This is a genomic window from Streptomyces sp. NPDC051909, from assembly GCF_040681095.1.
In the GTDB taxonomy this organism is placed as follows: Bacteria; Actinomycetota; Actinomycetes; order Streptomycetales; family Streptomycetaceae; genus Streptomyces.
Map to the genome: position 1 here is coordinate 26,704 of NZ_JBFAYA010000004.1, position 23,608 is coordinate 50,311.

At 74.0% G+C, this 23,608-nt stretch carries 22 protein-coding genes; 6 read left to right on the plus strand and 16 right to left on the minus strand.

From position 1 onward, the window contains the following. Nucleotides 1-14: 14 nt before the first annotated feature. Nucleotides 15-1,643, minus strand: a complete 1,629-nt coding sequence (locus tag AB0M18_RS07650) for an FAD-dependent monooxygenase (protein ID WP_365755899.1) — start codon at nt 1,641-1,643, stop codon at nt 15-17. Nucleotides 1,644-2,013: 370 nt separating this feature from the next. On the opposite strand from AB0M18_RS07650, the gene AB0M18_RS07655 reads away from it, so the two are divergent. Further along, the gene (locus tag AB0M18_RS07655) at nt 2,014-2,712 is read left to right on the plus strand and encodes a VC0807 family protein (RefSeq protein ID WP_365755900.1); all 699 of its coding nucleotides are present in this window, start codon (nt 2,014-2,016) and stop codon (nt 2,710-2,712) included. A gap of 177 nt (nt 2,713-2,889) precedes the next feature. Continuing rightward, a complete protein-coding gene (locus AB0M18_RS07660) occupies nt 2,890-4,950 on the plus strand; it encodes a SpoIIE family protein phosphatase (RefSeq protein ID WP_365755901.1) in 2,061 nt (686 codons plus the stop codon). A 73-nt stretch (nt 4,951-5,023) separates the two neighbouring features. Here AB0M18_RS07660 and AB0M18_RS07665 read toward each other — a convergent pair whose 3' ends face one another. The 5 genes from AB0M18_RS07665 to AB0M18_RS07685 all read right to left on the minus strand — a co-directional run bounded on the left by AB0M18_RS07665 (nt 5,024) and on the right by AB0M18_RS07685 (nt 9,247). Next, the gene (locus AB0M18_RS07665) at nt 5,024-5,476 is read right to left on the minus strand and encodes an SRPBCC family protein (RefSeq protein WP_365755902.1); all 453 of its coding nucleotides are present in this window, start codon (nt 5,474-5,476) and stop codon (nt 5,024-5,026) included. A 67-nt stretch (nt 5,477-5,543) separates the two neighbouring features. Further along, the gene (locus tag AB0M18_RS07670) at nt 5,544-6,170 is read right to left on the minus strand and encodes a DinB family protein (RefSeq protein ID WP_365755903.1); all 627 of its coding nucleotides are present in this window, start codon (nt 6,168-6,170) and stop codon (nt 5,544-5,546) included. Between the two features lie 99 nt (nt 6,171-6,269). Continuing rightward, on the minus strand, nt 6,270-8,231 hold the full coding sequence (locus tag AB0M18_RS07675; protein ID WP_365755904.1) for an ABC transporter permease: 1,962 nt from the start codon (nt 8,229-8,231) through the stop codon (nt 6,270-6,272). A gap of 22 nt (nt 8,232-8,253) precedes the next feature. Beyond that, nucleotides 8,254-8,649, minus strand: coding sequence for a helix-turn-helix transcriptional regulator (locus AB0M18_RS07680; RefSeq protein ID WP_365755905.1), 396 nt, complete (start codon nt 8,647-8,649; stop codon nt 8,254-8,256). Between the two features lie 124 nt (nt 8,650-8,773). Further along, the gene (locus AB0M18_RS07685; RefSeq protein WP_365755906.1) at nt 8,774-9,247 is read right to left on the minus strand and encodes an Lrp/AsnC family transcriptional regulator; all 474 of its coding nucleotides are present in this window, start codon (nt 9,245-9,247) and stop codon (nt 8,774-8,776) included. Between the two features lie 308 nt (nt 9,248-9,555). Here AB0M18_RS07685 and AB0M18_RS07690 point away from each other — a divergent pair, with 308 nt between their 5' ends. After that, entirely contained in the window at nt 9,556-11,058 is a 1,503-nt protein-coding gene (locus AB0M18_RS07690; protein ID WP_365756226.1) for an FUSC family protein, read from the plus strand. A 108-nt stretch (nt 11,059-11,166) separates the two neighbouring features. Continuing rightward, entirely contained in the window at nt 11,167-12,228 is a 1,062-nt protein-coding gene (locus AB0M18_RS07695; RefSeq protein ID WP_365755907.1) for a lactonase family protein, read from the plus strand. A gap of 111 nt (nt 12,229-12,339) precedes the next feature. Here AB0M18_RS07695 and AB0M18_RS07700 read toward each other — a convergent pair whose 3' ends face one another. The 5 genes from AB0M18_RS07700 to AB0M18_RS07720 form a co-directional block, all read right to left on the minus strand. Further along, nucleotides 12,340-13,257, minus strand: a complete 918-nt coding sequence (locus AB0M18_RS07700; RefSeq protein WP_365755909.1) for a hypothetical protein — start codon at nt 13,255-13,257, stop codon at nt 12,340-12,342. 98 nt (nt 13,258-13,355) lie between these two features. Then, complete coding sequence (locus tag AB0M18_RS07705; RefSeq protein ID WP_365755910.1) at nt 13,356-14,348, minus strand: BadF/BadG/BcrA/BcrD ATPase family protein; 993 nt, start codon at nt 14,346-14,348, stop codon at nt 13,356-13,358. Continuing rightward, nucleotides 14,345-15,022 (minus strand): uracil-DNA glycosylase, encoded by a 678-nt coding sequence (locus AB0M18_RS07710; RefSeq protein ID WP_365755911.1) that lies wholly within the window; start codon nt 15,020-15,022, stop codon nt 14,345-14,347. Before AB0M18_RS07710 ends, AB0M18_RS07705 begins: the two co-directional genes overlap by 4 nt. A 58-nt stretch (nt 15,023-15,080) precedes the next feature. Further along, the gene (locus AB0M18_RS07715; RefSeq protein WP_365755912.1) at nt 15,081-16,166 is read right to left on the minus strand and encodes an exo-alpha-sialidase; all 1,086 of its coding nucleotides are present in this window, start codon (nt 16,164-16,166) and stop codon (nt 15,081-15,083) included. Between the two features lie 110 nt (nt 16,167-16,276). Then, nucleotides 16,277-17,362: an NADH:flavin oxidoreductase/NADH oxidase gene (locus AB0M18_RS07720; protein WP_365755913.1), complete on the minus strand. Its 1,086-nt coding sequence runs from the start codon at nt 17,360-17,362 to the stop codon at nt 16,277-16,279. A 139-nt stretch (nt 17,363-17,501) separates the two neighbouring features. Between AB0M18_RS07720 and AB0M18_RS07725 the strand changes: the two genes are divergently transcribed. Continuing rightward, nucleotides 17,502-17,855 (plus strand): helix-turn-helix transcriptional regulator, encoded by a 354-nt coding sequence (locus AB0M18_RS07725; RefSeq protein ID WP_365755914.1) that lies wholly within the window; start codon nt 17,502-17,504, stop codon nt 17,853-17,855. 124 nt (nt 17,856-17,979) lie between these two features. Here AB0M18_RS07725 and AB0M18_RS07730 read toward each other — a convergent pair whose 3' ends face one another. Further along, the gene (locus tag AB0M18_RS07730) at nt 17,980-18,639 is read right to left on the minus strand and encodes a DUF305 domain-containing protein (RefSeq protein WP_365755915.1); all 660 of its coding nucleotides are present in this window, start codon (nt 18,637-18,639) and stop codon (nt 17,980-17,982) included. Nucleotides 18,640-18,832: 193 nt separating this feature from the next. On the opposite strand from AB0M18_RS07730, the gene AB0M18_RS07735 reads away from it, so the two are divergent. Beyond that, complete coding sequence (locus tag AB0M18_RS07735) at nt 18,833-20,344, plus strand: hypothetical protein (RefSeq protein ID WP_365755916.1); 1,512 nt, start codon at nt 18,833-18,835, stop codon at nt 20,342-20,344. Here AB0M18_RS07735 and AB0M18_RS07740 read toward each other — a convergent pair. The 4 genes from AB0M18_RS07740 to AB0M18_RS07755 all read right to left on the minus strand — a co-directional run bounded on the left by AB0M18_RS07740 (nt 20,320) and on the right by AB0M18_RS07755 (nt 23,475). Next, nucleotides 20,320-20,988: a helix-turn-helix domain-containing protein gene (locus AB0M18_RS07740; RefSeq protein WP_365755917.1), complete on the minus strand. Its 669-nt coding sequence runs from the start codon at nt 20,986-20,988 to the stop codon at nt 20,320-20,322. The genes AB0M18_RS07735 and AB0M18_RS07740 overlap by 25 nt on opposite strands. A 129-nt stretch (nt 20,989-21,117) precedes the next feature. Then, nucleotides 21,118-21,792 (minus strand): phosphatase PAP2 family protein, encoded by a 675-nt coding sequence (locus AB0M18_RS07745; protein ID WP_365755918.1) that lies wholly within the window; start codon nt 21,790-21,792, stop codon nt 21,118-21,120. 67 nt (nt 21,793-21,859) lie between these two features. Next, nucleotides 21,860-22,798, minus strand: coding sequence for a M56 family metallopeptidase (locus tag AB0M18_RS07750; RefSeq protein ID WP_365755919.1), 939 nt, complete (start codon nt 22,796-22,798; stop codon nt 21,860-21,862). 86 nt (nt 22,799-22,884) lie between these two features. After that, the gene (locus AB0M18_RS07755; protein WP_365755920.1) at nt 22,885-23,475 is read right to left on the minus strand and encodes a DUF5134 domain-containing protein; all 591 of its coding nucleotides are present in this window, start codon (nt 23,473-23,475) and stop codon (nt 22,885-22,887) included. Nucleotides 23,476-23,608: the final 133 nt, after the last annotated feature.

Here is a 23,608-nt window from a genome sequence, read left to right on the forward strand (position 1 = left end):
GACTCCGACTCCCGTCACTCTGCGCTGACTGAGGGGGACATGGGGGCGGGGGCGGCCTGTCCGAGCGCGGTCAGATAGGCGTCGAGTGCGGCGGTCCGGCGGGCCGGGGCGACCAGGCCCACATAGCCGTCGGGCCGCACCAGACGGAGCTCGCCGGGCCGGCCGAGCAGCCGGGCCTCGGCGGCGTCCGCCGGGGTCACGGACAGCACCCGGACCGGCACCGGCCCGCGCGCGCAGCGCTCCAGGACGGCGTCCCGTACGGCTCGGGCGTCCGGGACGCCTGGCCCGCCGGCGAGCAGGACCAGCGTCCAGGTGTCGTAACGGAGCAGTGTGTGCAGCCGCACCGGCCCGGTGCCGGGATGCCCGGTCGACACCAGGGCGTCGGGCATCCGGTCGCCGGCCCGTGGACCGCGGCCCCGCCCGAGGCCCGCCGGGGCACGCTGCCAGGACAGGGCGCTCGGCCGGTGGTTGCGGCCGAGGTCGCTCAACTGCAGGTCCAGGCGCCGCTGGAAGCCGCGCAGCGCGAGCGCCGGCGGCACGGTGGCGGAGAAGACACGATGGCCGAGCGGCGGCAGCGGCAGCTCCATGAAGTTGCACCGCATCTCGCGGATGTAGCGCAGCGCGAGGGCGCGCTGCTCGGTGTCGTACGTGTCGAGGAGCCGGGTGTCGGCCTCGCCGCGGTGCACGGCGGCGAGCTTCCAGGCGAGGTTGTGGGCGCCCAGCATGCCGACGTTCATGCCGTGGCCGCCGACCGGCGCCCAGGCGTGCGCGGCGTCGCCCGCGAGCAGCCCGCGCCCGAGCCGGAGCCGGGCGGCGACCCGGTCGCCGAACCGGGCCCGGTTGAGCCAGGGCGGTTCGGTCGGGCTGAGCCGCAGCCGGGGGAGCCGGGCGGTGTCGGCGACCAGGTCGCGCAGTTCGTCGAGGGTGGGCGGGCCGGTCGGCGTGGGGTCGGGGTCGTCGCGGAAGCAGAAGAAGCGGAATCCGCCGCCGGGCAGCGGGAAGACGAGCAGCGAGCGGCGCGGAGCGAGGAAGATGTGCCCGTGCCCCGGGTGTCTGCCGTACGGCCAGTCGGCGTGCGCGTTGCCCTGGACGACCTGGAGGCCGGTGCGGCGGCGGCCCTGGAAGGGGATGCCGAGCCGGTCGCGGACCATGCTTCCGGTGCCGTCGCAGCCCACGATCCAGGCGGCGGTGCCCGATGCGGCGGACCCGTCGGGGCGGGCGAGCGTGAACTCGGCCCGGGCGTCGTGGACCTTGACGTCGGTGACCTCGCTGTCCCACTCGACCTCGGTGCCGAGCCGGGCCAGCTCCGCGCACAGCAGGCGCTCGATGTCGTGCTGTTCGATGTTGAGCGGGCGGCTGTGCGCGGAGCGGTGCCAGCCGGTGCTGAGCGCGCCGAGCCGCCGGCCACCTGCGTGGATCGTGACCTCGCTCAGCTCCACGCCGTGCCGCACGAGGACGCCGGCGACCCCGAGGGACTCCAGGGCCTCCGCCGCCCGGGGCCATACGACGAGGGCCCGGGCCTCGTGCTTGGCGGCCGGCGCGCGATCCACCACCCGCACGTCGAGGCCGAGTCTGCGCAGGGCGATCGCCAGCGTCAGGCCGACCGGCCCCGCACCGACCACACACACGTCCACACCCGGCATCCGGCCCCAACTCCCCACCCGTGTCCTGCCCCTGCACACCGTCCGCCGGAACCAGCGACTCCGGCATGTTCTTCAAGGGTGCGCGCTGATGATCACGTCCCGCCAGGGCGTACGGCCCGGCGCGAGAAGCATTCGACCTGGCGATATGACTCCCTGTGCATCACATCGTCGGTTTGGGTGACGGTGTGCGCAGAAGAGCCGGAAATGATCCGGAGTGCGACCCTCCGGACAACTTGAAGATCATTTTGGATCGGCGCACCTTGTGACCCCGCTCTGGCCCGACCTACGGTGCCGGGTGCCGCGCCGACCGCGGCCCCTTCGGGCGGCCCGTTCGGACCGCTCGTCCATGCAGTCCATACAGGGGGAATCCATGTCCGCGACCACCGCGCAGCCAGGTCCGCCGGCCCGCTCCGGCGCCGCCACCGCCATCGGCTGGGTGCTCACCATCGGCCTCAACGTCGTGGCGCCGATCCTCACCTACAACGCACTCGTCGAGCGCGGCTGGAGCGAGTTCGGCGCGCTCCTCGTGAGCGGCGCCTGGCCGGTCCTCGACACCGTCGTGCACCTGGTCTGGCATCGCAAGCTCGACGAGTTCGCGATCGTCACGATCTTCTTCCTCGTCCTCACCGCCGCCGTCTCGCTGGTCGGCACCCACACCACCCGTGCCCTGCTCGTCAAGGACTCGGCCGTCACCGGCCTCTTCGGCGTCCTCTGCCTCGCGACCCTGCTCGCGCCCCGGCCGCTGATGTTCTACTTCGGCCGCCGCTTCTCCACCGACGGCACCCCGGAGAGTCACGCCTGGTGGAACGGCCTGTGGCAGTTCGAGGGCTTCCGTGTCGTGATGCGGACGATGACGATCGTCTGGGGTGTCGCCTACCTGATCGAGGCCGCCGCCCGCGTCGTCCTGTCGTACCTCCTGTCGGTGGATGCCATGGTCGTCGTCAACCCGGTCCTCGTCTACGGCACCCTCGGCCTTCTCGTCCTGTGGACCATCCGCACCGCCAAGCGCTCCCGCGCCGAGGGCGCGGCCCGGGCGGCGGCAGCGGCCGAGGCGGCCGCCGGCGCCTGAGGCGGCGCGTGTCGCCCGACCGGGGGAACGCCGGGGGCGGGCGTGGGCCCGGTGCGGGGCGGTCCCGCCGTGACCGGGCGTACTGCGGAGCGCTCGCCCCTTATGTCTCATATAGGGTGATTCGGTAGGGATCGCGGATATGCCCCTCGGGGCCCGGCCGATGCGTAGGTCGATGCGTTGGACACTCACCAGCCGCCGAGCAGGGTCCCGCAGCCGCCCCGGGCGGCCGTCGGGTACGCGGGCGTGCTCAACGACCTGCTGCCCATCGCGCTGTGGCGCGAGGACGCGGGCGGCCGGATCGTCGAATGGTCCCTGGCCGCCCAGGACCTCCTCGGCTACCGCCCCGAGGACGTCATCGGCCGCTTCGCCACGCCCCTGCTCGTCCCCGACGCCAACCGCGAGCTGGCCGGCCGGCTGACCCGCAAGGTGCAGTCCGGCGAGACCGTCGTCGGCACCCTCCCCGTGCGGCACCGCGACGGCCACTCGGTCGCCATGGAGATGTGGATCGTGCCCGCCGCCGACCCGGACGGCCGCCCCGGCGCCATGCTGATCGCCTTCGAGACCTCCCAGGTCCTGCGTATGCGCGACAACCTCGCCGCCCTCGAATCCCTCTTCACCCAGTCGCCCATCGGCCTCGCCACCCTCGGCCCCGACCTGCGCTTCCTGCGCGTCAACGACGCCCTCGCCCGGATGAACGGCGTCCCCGCCGCCGACCACATCGGCCGCCGCCTCACCGAGGTCGTCCCCGGCATCAACGCCGGCGCCCTGGAGGCCCTGATGCGCCAGGTCCTCGACACCGGCACCGCCGTCGTCGACGCCCGCCGGGCCGGCCGGACCCCCGCCGACCCCAGCCACGACCACATCTGGTCCAACTCCTACGCGCCGCTCCTCGACCACGGCGGCAACCCGCTCGGCGTCATCGCCTCGCTCATCGACATCACCGAGAGCCAGCAGGCCCACATCGAGGTCGAACGCGCCCGCCACCGCTTCGCCCTGCTCGCCGAGGCCGGCGCCCGTATCGGCACCACCCTCGACCTGCGGCAGACCGCCGAGGAGGTGGTCGGCTTCCTCGTCCCGCAGCTGGCCGACTCCGCCGACGTCCAGCTCCTCGAATCCGTCCTCGACCCCGACGAGTCCACCGCCGCCACCCGCGGCATCCTGCGCCGGCTCGCCGCCCGCTTCCCCGACCCCGGCGCCCCGACTGCCCTGCTCGCCCCCGGCCAGACCTTCCAGATCCCCCTGGACTCCGTCTACGAGGAGGTCATCACCGAGGCCCGGCCGATGGACCTGCACGTCGCCGACGTCCCCGCCCTCATCCGCGACCCGCGCCTCGAAGCACTCCGCCGCTACCTCGCCACCCGCATCGGCGCCGCCCGCCTGATCCCCCTGGTCGCCCGGGGCAAGGTGCTCGGCACGGTCTCCGTCACCCGGCTGCGCCACCGCGAACCCTTCGACGAGGAGGACCGGATCCTGATGGACGAGGTGGTCGCCCGCGCCGCCACCAACATCGACAACGCCCGCCTCTACACCACCCAGCGGCAGGCGGCCCTCACCCTGCAGCGCAGCCTCACCAACAACGCCCTGCCCGACGTCCCCGGACTCCAGCTCACCGGCCGCTACCTGCCCGCCAGCGACCACGACGTCGGCGGCGACTGGTTCGACGTGGTCCCGCTGCCCGGCGGCCGCACCGCGCTGGTCATCGGTGACGTCATGGGCCACGGCATCCACGCGGCGGCCGTCATGGGCCAGCTCCGCACCGCCGTGCGCACCCTGGCCCGCCACGACATCCCGCCGGCCCGGATGCTCAGCTCCCTGGACGCCGTCGTCGACGACCTCGGCGAGGACGAGATGGCCACCTGTGTGTACGCGGTGTACGACCCCGCCGACGCGCGGCTGACCGTCGCCCGGGCCGGCCACCCGCCGCCGGCCGCCGTCACCCCCGACGGCACCGTCACCTTCCTCGACGGCTCGCCCGGCACCCCGCTCGGCACCGGAGCCCACGAGTTCTGCACCCAGGAGGTGACCCTCCCCGCCGGCGGGCTCCTGGTGCTCTACACCGACGGCCTCATCGAGGCCCGGGACCAGGACCTCGACCAGGGCATGGCCCGGGTCGCCGGCGCCCTGCGCGCCATGGACCGTCCGCTGGACGCGGTGTGCGACGAGCTCCTGGCCGGCCTCCCCGAGGGCCCGGCGCAGGACGACGTGGCCGTCCTGCTCGCCCGTACGACCGCGCAGTGACGACCGCGGGTCCACCGGGCGGACGGCCGGGCGGTAGCGGACGGCCGGGCGGTACGGGGGGGCGGGGCGCCGTTCAGGCGGTGGCGCCGCGCTCCAGGATGCCCTTCAGCTTCTCCTCGTCACGCGGCATCTCCTTGCGCGCGGCGGGCTTCACGACGAGCGGTACGAGGGCCTTCCCGATGCCGTGCCCCTCGAAGTCGAGGGAGAGCGTCAGGCGTGAGCGGGTGCCCTGTTCCAGCGGCTCGATGGTGCCCTGGACGTCACCGCGGACCGGCCCGTCCACACCGTGCAGGTGCCAGCTGCGCGGTGGGTCCAGCTCCATGAACTGCATGGTCATGTCGAATTCGCGCTTGCCGATACGCCGGGTGACGGCGACCTGCGAACCCACCGCGCCAGGGGTGCCCTTCCGCGGCGTCACCTTGACCGCGCTCTCCTGCCAGTCGGGTACGTGGGAGGGGTCGGTGATGTAGGCGAAGACCTCTTCGGGCGGGCGTGCGATGTCGATGGAGGCGTTGATCCTGGACATGTCGCCACCTTCGCTTGCGGAGGATGGATCACTCCCATCGTCCCACGCGCGCGTCCGGCCCGTCGGGTCAGCCGCGGGCCCGGTACAGGTCCCTGAGCAGGGCGATCTCCGCTCCGTGCGCGAGGAGTTCCTGGTTCATCCACCACACGACGTCGACGAGCGCCTCCTCGGGGTCGCCGCCGTGTGGATAGCTGCAGTATCCGACGGTGTCGAGGTCCGCGTCGGTCAGCCCGAGCAGCATCGCGTGCCAGTCCGCCATGCCCCGTTCCAGATCGGCGACGGCCGCGGCCGCGTCCCCGCGGCTGTGGAAGTCGTCGCGGGTGAGCGTGCGCCCGCCCGCGGTGTGGTCGGTGCGCAGCGTGAACATCTCCGCGAGATGGCTCGTGCGCCACGCGATCGTGGTGAACGGCGCCGGCGCCGGATGCGGCGGCGGAGTCGCGTCCCGCCCCCACTCCCCGGCCCCGGTGAGCACCGTGGCCCGCGCCCCGGGCCCGTCCGCCCGCCGGCGCACCGACCAGCAGTCGGCCACCGGCTCCCACAGGTACTCGTCGTCCGTCAGCGGCGGCACCGGCACCTCGGTGCCGTTCCCGCTGTCCATCACCGGCCCGCGGAGCCGGTGCAGCAGCCGGTCGCGGGTGAACACGAACTGCTCGAGAAGGGGTACGAGACGGGCGGGGCGGGCGGGGACGGCCATGGAACGCTCCGGATCACGGTACGGGGACGGGCGCCTGGCACGTTGTCACAGAACCTCCGCACCGGCCACGGGATTTCGGGCCCTGCCGGAGTCCGGCGGTCACAGGGTGACGACGGTGACCTCGGTCGCCTTCACGCCCGTCCACACCGGCGCGCCGTCCGCCAGGGAGAGCTCGGCCGCCGCCTGCGGGGTGATCTCGGCGACGAGCGGCGGCACCTCGTCCGAGGTGATCAGCACCCGGAGCCGGCTGCCGCTCGCCGTGATCTCGCGGACGGTGCCGGGCCAGACGTTCCGGGGACTGCCGCCGGGGCGCTCGCGATGCACGGAGACCGCCTCGGGCGGGATGATCGCGAGGACCTCCGCGCCCGCCGGCACCGGATCGGCCGCCACGAGCGTCCCGCCGTCGACGAGCGCCAGCCCGCCACCGGCGCCGCTCGCCGTCGCCGGCCAGGCGTTCCGGCCCAGCATCCGTGCCACCCACGGCGAGCGCGGATGGCGCGACACCTCGGCGGGGGCGGCGTCCTGCAGGGCGCGCCCGTCCTCCAGGACCAGCACCCGGTCCGCCAGGGACACCGCCTCCACCGGGTCGTGGGTGACGATCAGACAGACTCCGCCGAAGGCCGCGAGGTGGCCGCGCAGGGTGTGCCGCACCTGGGCGCGGGTGGTCTGGTCGAGGGCGGCGAGCGGCTCGTCGAGCAGCAGCAGCCGGGGCCGGGCGGCGAGCGCCCGCGCGAGGGCGACCCGCTGTGCCTGGCCGCCGGACAGCTCGGCGGGCCTGCGCCGGGCGAGACGGCCGACGCCCAGCCGGTCCAGCCAGGCCTGCGCGGACCTGCGCGCCTCGGCCCGCGGCACGCCCCGGGCCCGCAGCCCGTACGCCGTGTTCGCGAGTGCCGACAGATGCGGGAACAGCGCCCCGTCCTGCGGGACCCACGCGACCTGCCGCCGGTGCGGGGCCAGGTCGGTGACGTCGGTGTCCCCGAGGGTCAGCCGCGCGTGCGCCCGGGGCGTGAGCCCGAGCAGGGCCCGCAGCAGCGTGGTCTTCCCTGCCCCGTTGGGCCCGACGACGGCGATCGTCGTCCCGGGCTCGGCGTCCAGGACGAGCCGGTCGAAGCCGGTGACCTCGGCGTGCAGCGCCCAGCGCGCCCCGAGGCCGGCCGCGTCCCCCGGTTCGGCGCCCCGCTTCTCGTACGGGTCGGGGGCGTACGGGACGGGGGCCGGGCCCGGGGCCGGCTCAGGCTCCGCCGGGGCGGAGGCGGCGCGTACCGGGCGCCGGCCCGAGGGAGCGCCCGTCCAGCGCCCGCGCAGCGCGATGAGCACCGCCATCGCGATCACCAGGAGCAGCAGCGAGACCGAGGTCGCGGCCTCGGGCTCGTCCTGGAGCAGCAGGTACACCTCGAGCGGCAGGGTCTGCGTGGTGCCCGGCAGATTTCCCGCGAAGGTGATCGTCGCGCCGAACTCGCCGAGGGCCCGCGCCCAGGTGAGTGCCGCGCCCGCGACCAGACCCGGGGCCACCATCGGCAGCGTGACGGTGAGGAACACCCGCAGCGGCGAGGCGCCCAGCGAGGCCGCCGTCTCCTCGTACCGCGGCCGGAGCCCGCCGAGCGCGCCCTCCAGGCTGATGACCAGGAACGGCATGGCGACGAAGGTCGCCGCGAGCACCGCGCCGGAGGTGTGGAAGGGCAGGGTGACGCCGAACGTGTCCTCCAGCCACGGTCCGAGCAGCCCGCGCCGCCCGAAGGCGAGCAGCAGCGCGACACCGCCCACGGTCGGCGGCAGCACCATCGGGAGCAGCACCAGGGACCGCACGAACGCCTTGCCCGGGAACGGGACCCGGGCGAGCAGCCACGCCAGCGGCACTCCGAGCAGCAGCGAGAGCCCCAGGGCCCAGGAGGAGACGAGCAGCGAGAGCCGCAGCGCCTGGACGGTCCCGGCATCGGTCAGGTGTGTGCCCAGCTCGCTCCATTCGGTGCGCGCCAGGACGCCGACCAGCGGCAGCAGCAGGAACGCGACCCCGAGCAGGGCGGGGACCGCGAGGGCGATCGGGGTGCGGGATCGTTTCATCGGTACTCGGGCGATCAGGTGCTCAGGTGCGGTCGATGTGCACGCTGGTCGACTTCACCCGGGCGGTGGCCTGCATGCCGACCTCCAGGCCGAGCTCCTCCACCGCCTCGCGGGTGAGCAGCGAGACGAGCCGGTGCGGGCCCGCCTGGATCTCGACCTGGGCGGCGACGTCGCCGAGCTTGACGGCGGTCACGATGCCGGGGAACGCGTTGCGGGCCGAGGTGTACGGCTCCTCCTCGTCCCCCGCCCCGGCCTGCGCGATCTCGACCGAGAACGCGGCCAGGTCACGCCCGTCGATGAGCCGCCGGCCGCCCTCGTCGCGATGCGTGGCGACCCGCCCGGCGTCGGCCCAGCGGCGCGCGGTGTCCGGGCTGACGCCGAGCAGACGCGCCGCCTGCCCGATGGTGTAGGACTGCATGTGCGTCAGCCTAGGTGGGGCGGGATCTCATCTGCAATCGACTGTGGGCCAAGCTCCTGGCACCTGCCACTCCATCCTGGAGGAAGCTCCAAGCCCGCCCGCCCTTTCCGCGTCGCCGTCCCCTTCAGGCGGTCCCGCGGCCCACCGCCTCCACCAGCGGCAGCAGCCGGTGCGCCACCCGCTCGCGCAGCGCGATCTCGGTGCGGGTGCGGACCACGCCGGGGAGCTGGATCAGACGCTGGATCACGTCCTCCAGGTGTCCCGCGTCGCGGGCCACCACCCGGGTCAGCAGATCGCCGCCGCCGGTGATCGAGAAGGCCTCGACGATCTCCGGCACGCCCGCGAGCGCGTCCCCGACCTCGTCCAGGTGTCCCTGAGTGACCTCGATGTGCACGAACGCGAGCACCGGGTGCCCGAGCGCCGCGGGGGACAGCACCGGTCCGGTGGCCGTGATCACGCCGTCCCGCTCCAGGCGGTCGATCCGGGCCTGCACGGTGCCCCGGGCCACGCCCAGGATCCGCGCGTACTCGCGCACGCTGGTGCGCGGCCGCTCGATGAGCAGCCGCAGGATGCGGGTGTCGAGCTCGTCCACCGCCATGGTCCGTTGGCCCCCTTCTGGCCGGATCACCGACCTGTCGACTGTACCAATGGCCCACCACTCGGGGCGCCGGTTGAGCCAGTGGGCCGATGGATGTTTTCCTTCGAAGGAGAGTTGGACTGATGGCGCCGCGCACGCGCCGGACCGGCGAGGTGGCCGGACCCCGGACCCGCGGCGCCTTCGTCATGTGTACGTCCGGGACGCGGGACAGCGTCCGTGATGCGTGAAGAGGGTGTGTGTACGACAGCGGGGGCGGAACGACCGTCATGAAGAAGGCCCTGGCGGCCACCGGCAGGCTGCTGCGCCAGATGTGCGTGGCGCCGGACCCGGGCAGGGTCCGGCTGCGGGTCGCGAGCCGTGCCGTCGTCGGTGTCGGCCTCGCCGTGGCCGTCGCCGAACTGGCCGGCCTCTCCCTGGCCGCGTCCATCACCGCGGGCCTCGCCGCGCTCCTCGCGCTCTTCACCGTCGCCGACCCCACCGTCCGCCGGCAGGCCGTCACCACGGCCCTGCTCCCCCTGGCCGGCTTCCCCGTGCTCGCCCTCGCCACCGTCCTGCACGGCGCGCCGCCGCTGCGCGACCTCGCGTGGCTCCTGGTCGTCTTCGCCGGGGTGTACGCACGGCGCTGGGGCCCGCGCGGCCACGCGCTCGGCATCTTCGCCTTCATGCAGTTCTTCGTCACCCAGTTCCTGCACGCCGTGCCCGCCCAGCTGCCCGAGCTCTTCGGCGCGGTACTGCTCGCGCTCGGCACGGCCGGCGCGGTCCGCTTCGGCTTCTGGTGCATCGAGCGGCGCGTCCCGCCGCCCGCCGCCCCCGCGCCGCTGCCCGGCACCGGTCTGTCCCGGCCCACCACCCGGCAGGCCTTCCAGGCCACCGCCGCCTGCGCCGTCGCCCTCGCCGTCGGCCAGTTCCTCTCCGAGGAGCGCTGGTACTGGGCCGTCGGCACCGCCTGGTGGATCTTCGTCAACACCGCCTCGTGCGGCGAGACCCTGGTCCGCGGCTTCCGCCGGGTCGTCGGGACCGTCACCGGCATCGCCGCCGGCCTGCTCGTGGCGATCCCGCTGGGCGGCGCCCCCGCCCCGACGGCGGCACTGGTCGCCGTGTGCGTCTTCGGCATCTTCTACACCGCGCCGCTCTCGTACAGCTGGATGATGTTCTTCGTGACCGTCATGGCCGGTCTCCTGTACGGGCTCCTCGGCGTCCTGCACCCCGGGCTGCTGCTGCTTCGCTTCGAGGAGACCGCGGTCGGCGCCCTCGGCGCGGCCGTCGGCGTCGCCCTGCTGCCGATCACCACCCACGCGGCCACCAACGCCTGGATCCAGCGCGCCGTCGGCTGTGTGCACGCCTGCACCACCGCGGCGGCCCGCCGGCTCGCCGGCGACCCGCACGCCGACCCGGCCGCCCACGCCGCCGAACTCGACCTGCTGCTCTCCCGCGCCCGGCTCACCCTGGCCCCGCTGGTCCACCCGCTGAGCCCGCTGCGCGCCCGCAAGGCCCGCGCCCGCCACGTCCTGGACCTGCTCGACGCCTGCGCCCGCGAGAGCCGCGGCCTCGCCGCCGTCGCCGCCGACCCCGACGCCTCCCACGACGCCCGCCTCGCGGCCGCCGCCTGGCGCGTCGAGGCCGCCGTGCACGCCCTGGTCCCGCCCGTCGCCCCGAAGCGCCCGCAGGCGCCCGCCGAGACCGCCCTCCCGGCCCATCACCCCGGCGCGGAGGCCGCCCTGACCCACCTCCACGCCCTGGAGCACGCCCTCACCGCCCTGGCCACCCCGCTGCGCACCGCGCCGAGCTCGCCGCTGGTGCCTGCGGCCTGATTCCCTTCTCCCTCCCCGGCCACCCCCCTTTGGTCTAGACCGCCTGCTAACGTCGCCCCCGACGGCGGCCGGTCGGTCGTGGCCGGCCTCAGGGACAGGGGAGGCGCCGTGGGCGACAGGCAGGAAGAGCAGACGGGCGCGCGGCGCCCAGGACGGGCGTACATCGGTTCGTTCACGTCGACCGGCGGCCTCGGAGTGCTCGCCGCCGACGTGGATCCCGGGACGGGCGCGCTCGACATCACCGGATCGAGTGACGCGGTCGCCGATCCTTCGTTCCTCGCCCTCGGCGGCGGCGTGCTCTACGCCGTCTCCGAGACCGAGAACGGCGCCGCCGCGGCCTTCGACATCGGCGGACCGGCGCCGATCCCGCTCGGGGCGCCCGTGCCCGTGGACGCCGCCGGGCCCACACACCTCGCGCTCACCGGCGGGCACGTCCTCACCGCGAACTACACCTCCGGCAGCGTCTCCGTGCTGCCCCGCACCGCCGACGGCACCCTCGGGCCCGTCAGCGGGCAGCTGCGCCACGAGGGCGGCGGACCCGTCGCCGACCGGCAGGAGGCCCCGCACGCGCACCAGGTGCTGCCCGACCCCAGCGGGCGCTGGGTGCTCACCGTGGACCTCGGGACGGACTCCGTGACCGTCACCGCCCTCGACGCCGCCACCGGCACCCTCCGCCCGCACGGCGCCACCACGCTGCGCCCCGGCACCGGACCCCGTCACCTCGCCTTCCACCCGGCCGGCGGGCACGCCTACGTCCTGAACGAGCTGGAGCCCACCGTCACCGTCTGCCGATGGGACGCCGCGGCGGGCGTGCTCACGCCGCTCGGGGAGACCCCCGTCGTGCCCGAGGGCGCCCCGGGGGCCCGCTACCCCTCCGAGGTCGTCGTCGCCCCCGACGGACGCTTCCTGTGGGCCGCCGTGCGCGGCGCCGACACCCTCGCCGTGCTCGCGCTCGCCGAGGACGGCGCGAGCGCCCGCCTGGTCGCCTCCGTGCCCTGCGGCGGCCAGTGGCCCCGTGACCTGACCCTCGCGCCCTCCGGGCGGCACCTGTACGCGGCGAACGAGCGCTCCGGCGACGTCACCTGGTTCACCGTGGACCCGGAGACCGGACTGCCCGAGCGGGCGGGGTCGGTCCCGGTGCCCTCGGCCTCCTGCATCGTCCTCGGCTGACCGGCGGAGGCGGTGCACGGGAAGGGCCCGCACCGGATCCCTCCGGTGCGGGCCCTTCCCGTCACGGTCGTCGGCTTCGGCCGCGGTACGGCCCTGATCCGAAAGAACGGCCTAGCGCACCGGGGCGCCCGGCTGCGGGGCGATGCCCAGGGCCGACATGAACTGCGAGAGCACCAGCCGGCCGATCGCCGGGTACGCGCCCAGCGGCTCGGCCACCGCGCAGCCCGCCTCCTTGGCGGCCGCGTCGAGCAGGCCATCGGACAGCTCCGGGCCGATCAGGTACGGGGCGAGCGCGAGCTGCTCCGCTCCGGCGTTGCGCAGCTGCTCGGCGATCGAGGCGATCGAACCCTCCTGGTCCAGCGCGGCCGCCATCACCGGCACCGCGAGCCGGGCCGCGAGCAGCATGCCCGTGATGCCGGCGGCCTGCACGGCCTCCTCGCCGCCCACGGTGGCCAGGATGATGCCGTCGGCCGCCGTGGCGACCGTGAACAGCCGGGCGCGGTCGGCGCGGGCCAGACCGGCCTCGGACAGGCGCACGTGCAGCGCCTCGGCGAGCAGCGGGTGGGGACCGAGCACATCGGTCAGCTCGGCGTTGTTGCCGCCGTCCATGACGGCCTGGCGGATCTGGCGGGTCAGCGCGCTGTCCGGGCCCGCGAGCAGCGGCACCACGACCGCGGCCGAACCCTCGGGGGCGGCGACCTCGCGGCCGGCGGCCACGGCGATCTCGTAACGCTCGGTGCGCAGGGCGGAGACCGCGGTGAGCACCGACGCGAGGGCCGGGTACTCGGCGTCGTCGCCGTCCAGGTAGCCGATCACGGCCTCGAGGCCGGGCAGCTCCGAGCGGGCGATGCTCACGACCTCCTCGGCCAGCGAGCGTATGGCGGCCGACGGCGCGCCGGGAACGGCGAGCACCAGGGTCGGAGCGCCCTCGGGCGCCGCCACGGGTTCAGGGCGACGGTGCCGCCCGGACTGGCGGGGTCGCGGCATTCGTACAGGCAGCCCGGGAGTGGGCCCAGTGGGGGAGCTCATGGCGCCGCATGCTACTGGTTTCGCGCGGCGCCCGACTCGCTGAGGTGCAGTCGGGCGACTTCTGCCCCGCTATGTCCGAACTGGTCGCGAACCGCCGTTTAGCTGGTGAGTTGGAGCATGCGCGGGTCCTCCGGCAGACGCAGTGTCCCGCTCGCGAGCGCGGCCGCGATCGTCACCGCCCCGGCCAGCGGATCGCCCGCCGCGGGCACTTCGCGAACCCCCGGCGCGAGGCCGCCGAGTTCGGCCCGCAGCGATCCGAGCAAGGCCTCGCCCATCCTGAACAGCCCACCGGTGAAGGCCACTTCACCACCCGAACCGTCGGGCACGACGGCTGCCGCGGCCTCCGCGATGTGCCGGCCGGCCTCGCCGAGGATTCCGCCCGCGACCGGATCGCCGGTGCCGGCGACCGCGGCCACGTCCGGCGCGAAGGAGGCGAGCACGGCAGGCCGGTCGGTACGGGGATAGAGCGCGGCCGGCAACCCGGCGGCCGGACCGAACCGTTCCTCGGCCCGCGCGAGCAGCGCCGCCGAACCCCCGCGCCGTCCGTCGTACGCCCGCATCGCCGCCTCCAGACCGGCCCGGCCGATCCAGGCGCCGCTGCCGCAGTCGCCGAGCAGATGGCCCCAGCCGTCCGCACGGCGCCAGCCGGACAGGTCGGTGCCGATCGCGATCAGCCCGGTGCCGCCCGCGACCACGGCGCCGGGCCGCTGCCCGAGCGCCCCGGCGTACGCGGTGACGGCGTCCGCCGCGAGCGCGAGCCGCCGCACGCCCCAGGCCCTGTCGAGGGCGCCCGGCAGTTCGGCTCGCAGCCGGTCGCCGAGCGTCGCCATGCCGGCCGCCCCGACGGCGACCGCGAGGACCGTCCCGCCGCCGGCCCGGGCCGCCATCGCCTCCACGGCCGGCAGCAGCCGCCCGAGCAGCCGCCCGACGTCGATCCCGCCCGGCCCGGTGGGCACCGGCTCCCCGGACGTGACCGTCTCCAGCACCCGCGCGTCACCGTCCCCGCCCCCGGGGCGTGCGAGGGCGACCCGGAGGCCCGATCCGCCGGAGTCCACCCCGACGACGAGGCCCCCCGAGGCGGCGGCCGTCACGGCAGCTGCCAGTCCACCGGCTGGGCGCCCTGACGGAGCAGCAGCTCGTTCGTGCGGCTGAACGGACGCGAGCCGAAGAAGCCGCGGTCGGCCGACATCGGCGAGGGGTGCGAGGACTCGATGGCCGGCAGATCGCCCAGGAGCGGGCGCAGATTGCGCGCGTCCCGCCCCCACAGCACCGACACCAGCGGCTTCCCGCGTGCGGCGAGCGCCCGGATGGCCTGCTCGGTGACGGCCTCCCAGCCCTTGTCCCGGTGCGCCGCCGGGCGGCGCGGGGCCGTGGTGAGCGCCCTGTTCAGGAGCAGGACGCCCTGCCGGGTCCACGGGGTCAGATCGCCGTTCGAGGGCCGGGGGAGGCCCAGGTCGGTGTTCATCTCCCGGAAGATGTTCTCCAGGCTCGGCGGCAGCGGGTGCACGTCCGGAGCGACGGAGAAACTGAGCCCCACGGCATGCCCGGGAGTGGGATAGGGGTCCTGGCCGACGATGAGGACCCGCACCTCGTCGAAGGGCTGCTGGAACGCCCTCAGGACGTTCGCCCCCGACGGGAGGTAGGTCCGCCCCGCGGCGATCTCCTGACGGAGGAAGTCGCCCATCGCGGCGATGCGTTCGGCCACCGGCGCGAGCGCGTTCGCCCACCCGGCCTCGACGATTTCGTTCAACGGTCTTGCTGCCACGCCGTCACTCTACTGGCGCACACCGACAACGCCGCCGGACCCCGATCCCACCCCCTGCTCAGCCGATCACCGCCGCCCGCACGCACAGCACGTCCGGCAGGTGCTCGGCGAGCAGCCGCCAGCTGTCGCCGTCGTCCGCGCTCGCGTACACCTCGCCGTTGCGGTTGCCGAAGTAGATCCCGGCCGGGTCGGCGTCGTCGGTGCACAGGGCGTCGCGCAGCACCGTGCCGTAGTGGTCGCCCTCCGGCAGGCCCTTGGAGAGCGGCTCCCAGCTCGCCCCCGCGTCCGTGGTCCGGTAGACCCGGCAGCGGCGGCCGGCCGGCACCCGGTCGGCGTCGGCGTTGATCGGGAACACATAGGCGGTGTCCGGGCGATGGGGGTGCGCGGCGACCGCGAAGCCGAAGTCGGACGGCAGGCCCGTGCCGATGTCGGTCCACCGGCCGCCCCCGTCGTCACTGCGGAAGACACCCCAGTGGTTCTGCAGATACAGCCGGTCCAGGTCGCCCGCGTCCTGGGCGATCTTGTGCACGCACTGCCCGAACTCGGGGTTCGGGTCGGGCAGGAAGACCGCCGACACCCCCTGGTTGGACGGGTCCCAGCTCGCCCCGCCGTCGCGGGAGCGGAAGACTCCGGCGGTCGACACCGCCACCGTCACCGCGTCCGGGTCCCGGGCGTCGGTGACCACCGTGTGCACCGCCTCGCCGCCTCCGCCCGGCACCCAGCGGTCCCGGGTCGGGTGCTCCCACAGCGGGCGCACCAGCTCGAAGGACTCGCCGCCGTCGGTGGACCGGAAGAGCGCGGCCGGCTCCGTCCCCGCGTACACCACGCCGGGGGAGTGCGCGGGCGCCGGATGGAGCTGCCAGACCCGCTCCAGCGAAGCCCCGGTGTCCTGCGGGAACTTGACCGCCGGCCGGGGCGGCTCGGTCCAGCTCGCCCCGAGGTCGTCGGAGTGGAAGACGGAGGGACCCCAGTGGGAACTGTCTCCGCCGACCAGGATTCTCGGGCGGTCACCCCGGGTGTCGATCCCGATCGAATAGATCGCCTGCGCGTTGAAATGGGGGGCGTCGAACTCCCATCGGCCGTCTCGCCCGCGGCCGATGAAGAGCCCCTTGCGGGTGCCCACGGTCAGTACTACGTCGGTCATGCCGACACCTCCAGGACGCCGTTGTCGCGGATACGGGCCAGTCTGCACCCCACCACTGACAACGGCTCCTGGAGTGGCCTCCGCCCCTGCTCAGAGGCGTGTTGTCGGGCTCAGATCGCCCAGGCGTACGGACTGGGCGCGGAGATCTTGGCACCCAGCTCGCGGGCCGCGCGACGAGGCCAGGAGGCGTCGCGCAGCAGCTCGCGCCCGAGCAGTACGGCGTCCGCCTCGCCGTTGGCGACGATCTTCTCGGCCTGCTCGCTCTCCGTGATCAGACCGACGGCCGCGACCGGCAGCCCGGCCTCCGCCCTCACCCGGGCCGCGAAGGGCACCTGGTAGCCCGGGCCGACCGGGATGCGGGCCGGGCCGCCGTTGCCGCCGGTGGACACGTCGAGCAGGTCCACCCCGTGTTCGCGCAGCAGGGCGGCGAAGCGCACGGTCTCGTCCGCCGTCCAGCCCTGCTCGTCCAGCCAGTCGGTGGCCGAGATCCGGAAGAACAGCGGCAGTTCCTCGGGCCAGACGGCGCGCACGGCGTCGACGACCTCCAGGGCGAGCCGGGTGCGGTTCTCGAAGGAGCCGCCGTAGGCGTCGGTGCGCCGGTTGCTGTGCGGGGAGAGGAACTCGCCGATCAGATAGCCGTGGGCGCCGTGCACCTCCAGGACCTGGAAGCCGGCGGCGAGCGCACGCCGCGCGGCGTCGGCGAACCGCTCGGTGATCTCGTGGATCTGCTCGACCGTCAGCTCGGTCGGCACCTGGTGGTCGTCGGCGAAGGCGACCGGGCTAGGCCCCACCGGCTGCCAGCCGAGACCGCCGGCGGGGTCGACCGGCCCGCGGCCGTCCCAAGGCCGCTTGGTGGCGGCCTTGCGCCCGGCGTGGCCGATCTGGACGCCCGGAACGGTGCCGTGCTCCGTCAGGAACGCGGCGATCCGGCGCAGGCCCTCGATCTGCGTGTCGTCCCAGAGCCCGAGGTCGAAGGGGCTGATCCGGCCCTCGGGGGCGACCGCCGTCGCCTCGACCAGGATCAGCCCGGCGCCGCCGGTGGCCCGGGAGGCGTAGTGCGCGAAGTGCCAGTCGCCCGCGACGCCCGCGCCCGGACCCGTCGGTTCCGCCGAGTACTGGCACATCGGGGCCATCCAGACCCGATGGGGCACGGTGACGGACCGCAGGGTGAAGGGCTCGAACAGGGCGGCGCTCATGACGGACTCCTCGTCGGTGTGACGGATGCTGTCTCGGGCTGACGCTCGTACGATACTCATCGTAGTACGGCGTCTGTCAAACTACGAGAAGTCTCGTACAATGAAGTCCCCCGATTCCGAGAGCCGTGGAGCCGCCGCCGTGACCACCGCGACCAACCCCCGGGTCCTGGAGCACCCCGAGCGCGAGGAGATCCGCCTCGAAGCCGTGCTCCACGCGCTCGCCGACGCGGTCCGGCTGCGGATCGTCCGGGACATGGTCCGCGGCGAGGGCGAGGAGTTCGCCTGCTCGTCCTTCGTCCTGCCGGTCACCAAGTCGACGACCACCCACCACTTCCGTGTGCTGCGCGAGAGCGGCGTGGTCCGCCAGCTCTACCGCGGCACGACCAAGCTCAACATCCTCCGCCGCGACGACCTCGAAGCCCTCTTCCCCGGCCTCCTGGACAGCATCCTCGCGGCCACCGAGGCCCAGTCCGTCCGCCTGGGCGAGCCGTAGGAGAGATCCGGAAGCCGGAGAGCGGGCCCTCCGGCCATACGGCCCGTTCCCGACCGCCGCACGGCCGGCCCGGGGTCAACCGATCGGCCGGCCCCGAGGCCCGGCCCCGGCCCCCGGCCCGCCCCTACAGCGACCGCATCCGGTCGATCTCGGCCGACTGCTGCGCGATCACATCGCTCGCCATCTCCTCCACGAGCACGTTGTTGCCCTGGCTCAGGACGTCCGCCGCCATCGTGATCGCGCCGTCGTGGTGAGTGATCATCAGCTTCAGGAAGAGACTGTCGAAGGCCGCGCCCTTCGCCGCCCGCAGCTGCGCGAGCTGCGCCTCGGTCGCCATGCCCGGCATGGCGTGATGGTCGTGGCCGGTCATCGGGCGCGGACCGCCGTTGTTCTTCAGCCAGCCCTCCATCGCCCCGATCTCCGGCCCCTGCGCCGCCGAGATCCGCTCGGCGACCTTGCGGACCCGCGGATCCTTCGCGCGCCGCGGGGCGAGCGCGGTCATGGCAAGGGCCTGGCGGTGGTGCTCGATCATCATCTGCACATAGCCGTAGTCGGCGCCGTTGGGGCGCTCGTCCGGCATCAGCCGGGCCGCCTCCTCCGGGGAGACCCGTTTCGCGGGCTCACCGGGCTTGCCCGGCGCCACGATCCCCGGGCTCTTCCCCGAACTCCCGGAGCCGGAAACCGGCTTGGTCTCGTCCGGCCCCGACTCACAGGCCCCCAGGGCGAATACGGCACAGGCGGCGAGCAGTGCGGCGAGGGCACCACGGACACGATGTTTCGACAATGCGACCTCCAAAGGCACTTCGGCAACTTCGGTCACTCGGGAAACTTCGGGAACTCGGTCGACGGCGGCGGTTCGAGGAAAACTCATTACGTCTCTGTTGCCATCTGTTGAGATGTGCACGCTAAGGAAGATACTGCCGGGGTCCATCCGTCGTTCAACTGCGAACGAAATCCAGAGAGGACGGAGTGACTTCGTGCGTACCACGAGTACCCCGCGTGCACGGATCAGAGGCCTGGGTGCGGCGACCGCCGCGGCAGGTCTGCTGATCGGACTGCTCGCCGCAGGACCCGCGGCCGCCACACCCGACCCGGGCGACGCGCCCGTTCGGAACGACGTCACCGCGGAGCAGGCGGCCGACGCCCGCGCCGCCATCGCGAGCGGTGAGATACCCGGCGTGGACGAGATCGTCCACAGCGCCAACATCGAACATCTCGTCAACATCCCCAAGGACGCCCTCAAGGGCACCAACTCGGACCTGGCGTTCCAGGGCAAGTACGCCTTCGCCGGGAACTACGACGGCTTCCGGGTCTTCGACATCAGCGACCCGGGGAACCCGAAGACCGTCACCCAGGTGCTCTGCCCCGGATCGCAGAACGACGTGTCCGTCTCCGGCAATCTGCTCTTCCTCTCCACCGACTCCTCCCGAAGCGACAACTCCTGCGCCAGCACCTCGCAGCCCGCCTCGGTGAAGGAATCCTGGGAGGGAATGAAGATCTTCGACATCAGCGACGTCGCCAACCCGAAATACGTCGCCGCCGTCGAGACCGCCTGCGGCTCGCACACCCACACCCTCGTGCCCGAGCGCAAGAACGTCTACGTGTACGTCTCGTCCTACTCGCCCAACGCCGCGTTCCCGGACTGCCAGCCCCCGCACGACGGCATCTCCGTGATCAAGGTCCCGCGCAACGCGCCCGAGCAGGCCAAGGTGGTCGGCTTCCCGGTGCTGTTCCCCGGTGAGGGCCCCGACGGCGGCGGCAACCCCGGCGCGCCCACCAACCCGGGCGTCTCCAAGACCACCGGCTGCCACGACATCACCGTGCTCCCGGGCAAGGACCTGGCCGCCGGCGCCTGCATGGGCGACGGCATCCTGTTCGACATCGAGAACCCCGAGCAGCCCCGGGTGATCGACCGGGTCCAGGACAACGTCAACTTCGCCTTCTGGCACTCCGCGACCTTCAACCAGAAGGCCGACAAGGTCGTCTTCACCGACGAGCTCGGCGGCGGCGGCGCGGCCACCTGCAACGCGGCCGTCGGCCCGAACCGCGGCGCGGACGGCATCTACGACATCGTCGGCAAGGGCGACAAGCGCAAGCTGGTCTTCCGCAGCTACTACAAGATCCCGCGCCACCAGGCCGACACCGAGAACTGCGTCGCCCACAACGGCTCGCTGATCCCGGTGAAGGGCAAGGACATCATGGTCCAGGCCTGGTACCAGGGCGGCATCTCCGTCTGGGACTTCACCGACTCCCGGCGGCCGAAGGAGATCGCGTACTTCGAGCGCGGCCCGATCTCCGCCACCACCCTGGTCGGCGGCGGCTCCTGGTCCGCCTACTACTACAACGGCTTCATCTACTCGAACGACCTGGTCAAGGGCTTCGACGTGCTGAAGCTCAGCGACAGGCGCACCGACAAGGCGGGGCGGATCCGGATGGACGAGCTCAACGTCCAGACCCAGCCGGACTACTTCGAGGACTTCGAGGACTGACGTCCCACCCGTGAGACCGGGACGATCGACCGCGTGCCGTCGGGCGGACCCCCGCCCGGCGGCACGCCGAGCTCCCAGTCGAGCCCGTACCGCAGGAACAGCTCCGCCCGCAGCCGGGCCGCCGGCATCGGCGCCCCCGGCAGCAGCACCGCGAACACCGCGCCCATGAGCAGCGCCCGCAGCAGCGGGTAGTCGGTCTCCACGTCCTCGGAGCCGTACCGCTCGACCGTGTCCCGCAGCAGCGTCGCGAGCCGCTGCTGCTCGGGGCACCGCACGAAGCCCTCCGCCTGCAGGATGCCCGCCATGTGCGTCCGCATGAGCACCGGCCGCTCCTCGGCGAGGCCCAGGATCGCGTCGATCGCCCGGGCGAGCCGCTCCCGGCCGTCCTCCGAGCGCGGCTCGCGCTCCAGGGCCGCCTCCAGGGTCCGGTGCATCAGCCGGTGCACGGCGGACTGCAGCAGCTGACGTTTGCCCGGGAAGTAGTACGAGACCAGGCCACGGGCCGATCCGGCCCGCTCGGCGATGTCCCCGAGGGTCGTCGCCTCGTAACCGCGCTCCGAGACGAGGTCCACTGTGGCCGCAAGGATCCGGTCACGGGAGCGCCGCCGAAGCTCTTCATTGACCGATGCGCTACGCGGGGACATGCTGGACTCCTGCGTTGACTGGCTCCGAGCCAATATACTCAGCGCGTCCTGTCGTCGCGCCCTCGTGGCCGGCGGCGGGACCTGCCGTCTGTTCTGGGCGACGCGGGGGATCGTCCAGGACAGGCGGCTTCATCGTGTGCCTTCCATTCTGCTCCCGGCGCCCGGCTCCGCGGTCGGCGGCCCACCCGCCGTCACCAGGCGGTACGTGATGATCGTCACGGCCACGCAGCACCAGCCGAACAGCCAGCCGGCCAGCACGTCCGAGGGCCAGTGGACACCCAGATAGACCCGGGTCCAGCCCACCCCGAGCACCGACACGACGGCTGCCCCGGCGAGCGTGCCCCAGCCCCGCCACCCCTCCCTCCAGCGCAGCGCGAGCACCCAGAGCAGCAGCCCGCAGGCCACCGCCGCCGCCATGGCGTGGCCGGAGGGGAAGGCCTGGTACGGCGCCGAGTCGACGGGATCCGGCCAGTGCGGGCGCGCCCGCCCCACCGCCGTCTTCAGGCCGTGCTGGAGCAACCAGGCCAGCAGGGTGGCGCCGGTGATCCACAGCGCGAGCAGCCGCTCCCCCCGGCGCAGCAGCCACAGGACCGCGAGCAGGGTGAGCGCGCGCAGGGTCCACGGGTCCCAGACCCAGTCGGTCAGGATCCGGTTGAGCTGTGTGAAGCCGGGATGGGCGAGTGCGTGGCGGTGCAGGGCATCGGCCACCTCCCGGTCGAAGGAGAGCAACGGGGACCACCTCACCGCCACGAGGACGAGGAGCAGCACGCCCAGGGCGCCGGTCACGACGGCGGAGATGCGCATGGCCCGCATCCTGCCCGACGGCGGGTCGGCGGCGTGCGCGCGGGGTCGGCCGCGTCGCGGTCAGCGGTCAGCCGAGGGCGCGCAGCGCCGGGACGAAGGCCACGAGCACCGGGACCACCGGGACCAGCGCCGCCGCGGCCGTCAGTCCGAGGCGGCGGCCCGCGGTCAGCCGCGGAGTGGCGCTGAGCAGCCGGTTCACCCGCTCCGGAAGTCCGGCGTCCGGAGCCGTGCCGGGGCCGAACACCCCCCGGTCCTCGTTGAGTTCCACCAGCGCCAGGGCCACCGTGAGCCGTCCGAAACGGCGCGAGGCCACGTCGTCGGCCGCCAGCTCCACCAGCCGGTGCATCTCACCGCGGAAGGCCGCGAAGACCGGCACGCCCGGGAAACCGTCCGCGAGCGCCGCCGAGCAGTGCAGCAGCCAGTCGTGCCGCGCCCGGGCGTGTCCCTGCTCGTGCGCGAGCACCGCGTCCAGCTGCCGGCCCTTGAGCCGGCGCAGCGCGGCCGTGGTGATGACGAGGCGCGGTGTCCCGCCGGGCAGCCACCAGGCGTCCGCCCGCTCGCCCTCCAGGACCACGAGCCGGGCGCTGCCCGAGGGCTCCTCACCGGGCAACAGCGGCGCCCGTACGAGCAGTTCGTCACGGCGCTGCCTGCGGCGGGCCCGCGCCCGGCCGATCTCCCGGCCCAGCATCGCCCCGGTCCACAGCCCGCCGGCCGCGAGCACCACGGCGAGCGCCGCCGACCACGGCCCGTTCGCCCCCAGCTCGTACGCCTCGATGACGGCACGCGGCGCGGGCGCGAAGACCTGGCCGCGCACCGCCTGCCAGGCCGCCGCCGCACTGAAGGTCATCGACAGCGCGAAGCTGAGCAGCACCGCTGCCACCACGCACTGCCACACCCACAGCGCCACCACGGGTTCCCGTTCCGCCCAGTCGGCCCGCGCGAGACGTCGCGGGGCGACGACGGCGGTCAGGACGCCGAGTGCGAGCAGCGCGAGGGAGACCAACATGGCGTCAGCCTATGAGTGCGGTACCAGGCCGGGGTATGGCCTTGCGCGGCAAGTGACGCACACCACGGTTTGATTCGCCCGCGAGGTCACAGCGTGAGCAGCATCGCCAGCATCGCGAGCCCCATCGACAACCGGCACACCAACGTCAGTTCCCCGCCGCCCGCACCGCCGCCGCTCCGTATTCGGGCCGTGCCCTCGGACGCCGGCACCGGCACCGGCACGAGCCGGGCACCCGAACGCAGCACGTACACCCCGTAATAGGCGAGCAGCGCCCCTGTGAGCACGGGTATGCCACCCGTCGCGGTGGCGGCCGCCGCGCCGTGTCCCGCGTGCCCGCCCGCCCCGGCGGGGGCCGCGGCCATCGCGAGCGCCATGTAGACCATCGCGAGCGAGCCCACCAGATGGTGCAGATGGTGCCCGCCGTGCCGCACCGCCGCCACGAGCCCGTGCAGCGCGGCGAGCCCGAACAGCACCGCGTACAGCACCCAGCTCCACTCCGGCGGGGTGAACACCGCGGCCGGCAGCGCCATCGCGGCCATGCCGAAGCCCATCACCGCCTCGCTCCCGGCCGCGCCGCGCTCGGCCGCCCCCGCCGCCCGCATACGCAACAGGCAGTACGCCCCGCTGGCCGCGCACAGCACCACGAGCAGCCACCCGGACAACGCCGGTCCGTGCACGCCGCACACCCCCCTCCTCGCGGTCCCGACGCTCCGTGCATGCCCGGCGGCCCGCACGGTCACGCGGGCATCCGGGCGCGCACGGGTGTACGAGGGGGAGTGCGGGGGCGCGCGCCAGGGCATGGCCCGCGGA

Excerpts from the sequence above, each read along its gene's own strand:
- AB0M18_RS07650 (WP_365755899.1), bottom strand. The coding sequence starts at position 1,643 with ATGCCGGGTGTGGACGTGTGTGTGGTCGGTGCGGGGCCGGTCGGCCTG.
- AB0M18_RS07655 (WP_365755900.1), top strand. The coding sequence starts at position 2,014 with ATGTCCGCGACCACCGCGCAGCCAGGTCCGCCGGCCCGCTCCGGCGCC.
- AB0M18_RS07745 (WP_365755918.1), bottom strand. The coding sequence starts at position 21,792 with ATGCGCATCTCCGCCGTCGTGACCGGCGCCCTGGGCGTGCTGCTCCTC.
- AB0M18_RS07750 (WP_365755919.1), bottom strand. The coding sequence starts at position 22,798 with ATGTTGGTCTCCCTCGCGCTGCTCGCACTCGGCGTCCTGACCGCCGTC.
- AB0M18_RS07685 (WP_365755906.1), bottom strand. The coding sequence starts at position 9,247 with ATGGCGGTGGACGAGCTCGACACCCGCATCCTGCGGCTGCTCATCGAG.
- AB0M18_RS07690 (WP_365756226.1), top strand. The coding sequence starts at position 9,556 with ATGTGCGTGGCGCCGGACCCGGGCAGGGTCCGGCTGCGGGTCGCGAGC.
- AB0M18_RS07680 (WP_365755905.1), bottom strand. The coding sequence starts at position 8,649 with ATGCAGTCCTACACCATCGGGCAGGCGGCGCGTCTGCTCGGCGTCAGC.
- AB0M18_RS07665 (WP_365755902.1), bottom strand. The coding sequence starts at position 5,476 with ATGTCCAGGATCAACGCCTCCATCGACATCGCACGCCCGCCCGAAGAG.
- AB0M18_RS07740 (WP_365755917.1), bottom strand. The coding sequence starts at position 20,988 with ATGTCCCCGCGTAGCGCATCGGTCAATGAAGAGCTTCGGCGGCGCTCC.
- AB0M18_RS07720 (WP_365755913.1), bottom strand. The coding sequence starts at position 17,362 with ATGAGCGCCGCCCTGTTCGAGCCCTTCACCCTGCGGTCCGTCACCGTG.
- AB0M18_RS07715 (WP_365755912.1), bottom strand. The coding sequence starts at position 16,166 with ATGACCGACGTAGTACTGACCGTGGGCACCCGCAAGGGGCTCTTCATC.
- AB0M18_RS07670 (WP_365755903.1), bottom strand. The coding sequence starts at position 6,170 with ATGGCCGTCCCCGCCCGCCCCGCCCGTCTCGTACCCCTTCTCGAGCAG.
- AB0M18_RS07700 (WP_365755909.1), bottom strand. The coding sequence starts at position 13,257 with ATGAGCTCCCCCACTGGGCCCACTCCCGGGCTGCCTGTACGAATGCCG.
- AB0M18_RS07675 (WP_365755904.1), bottom strand. The coding sequence starts at position 8,231 with ATGAAACGATCCCGCACCCCGATCGCCCTCGCGGTCCCCGCCCTGCTC.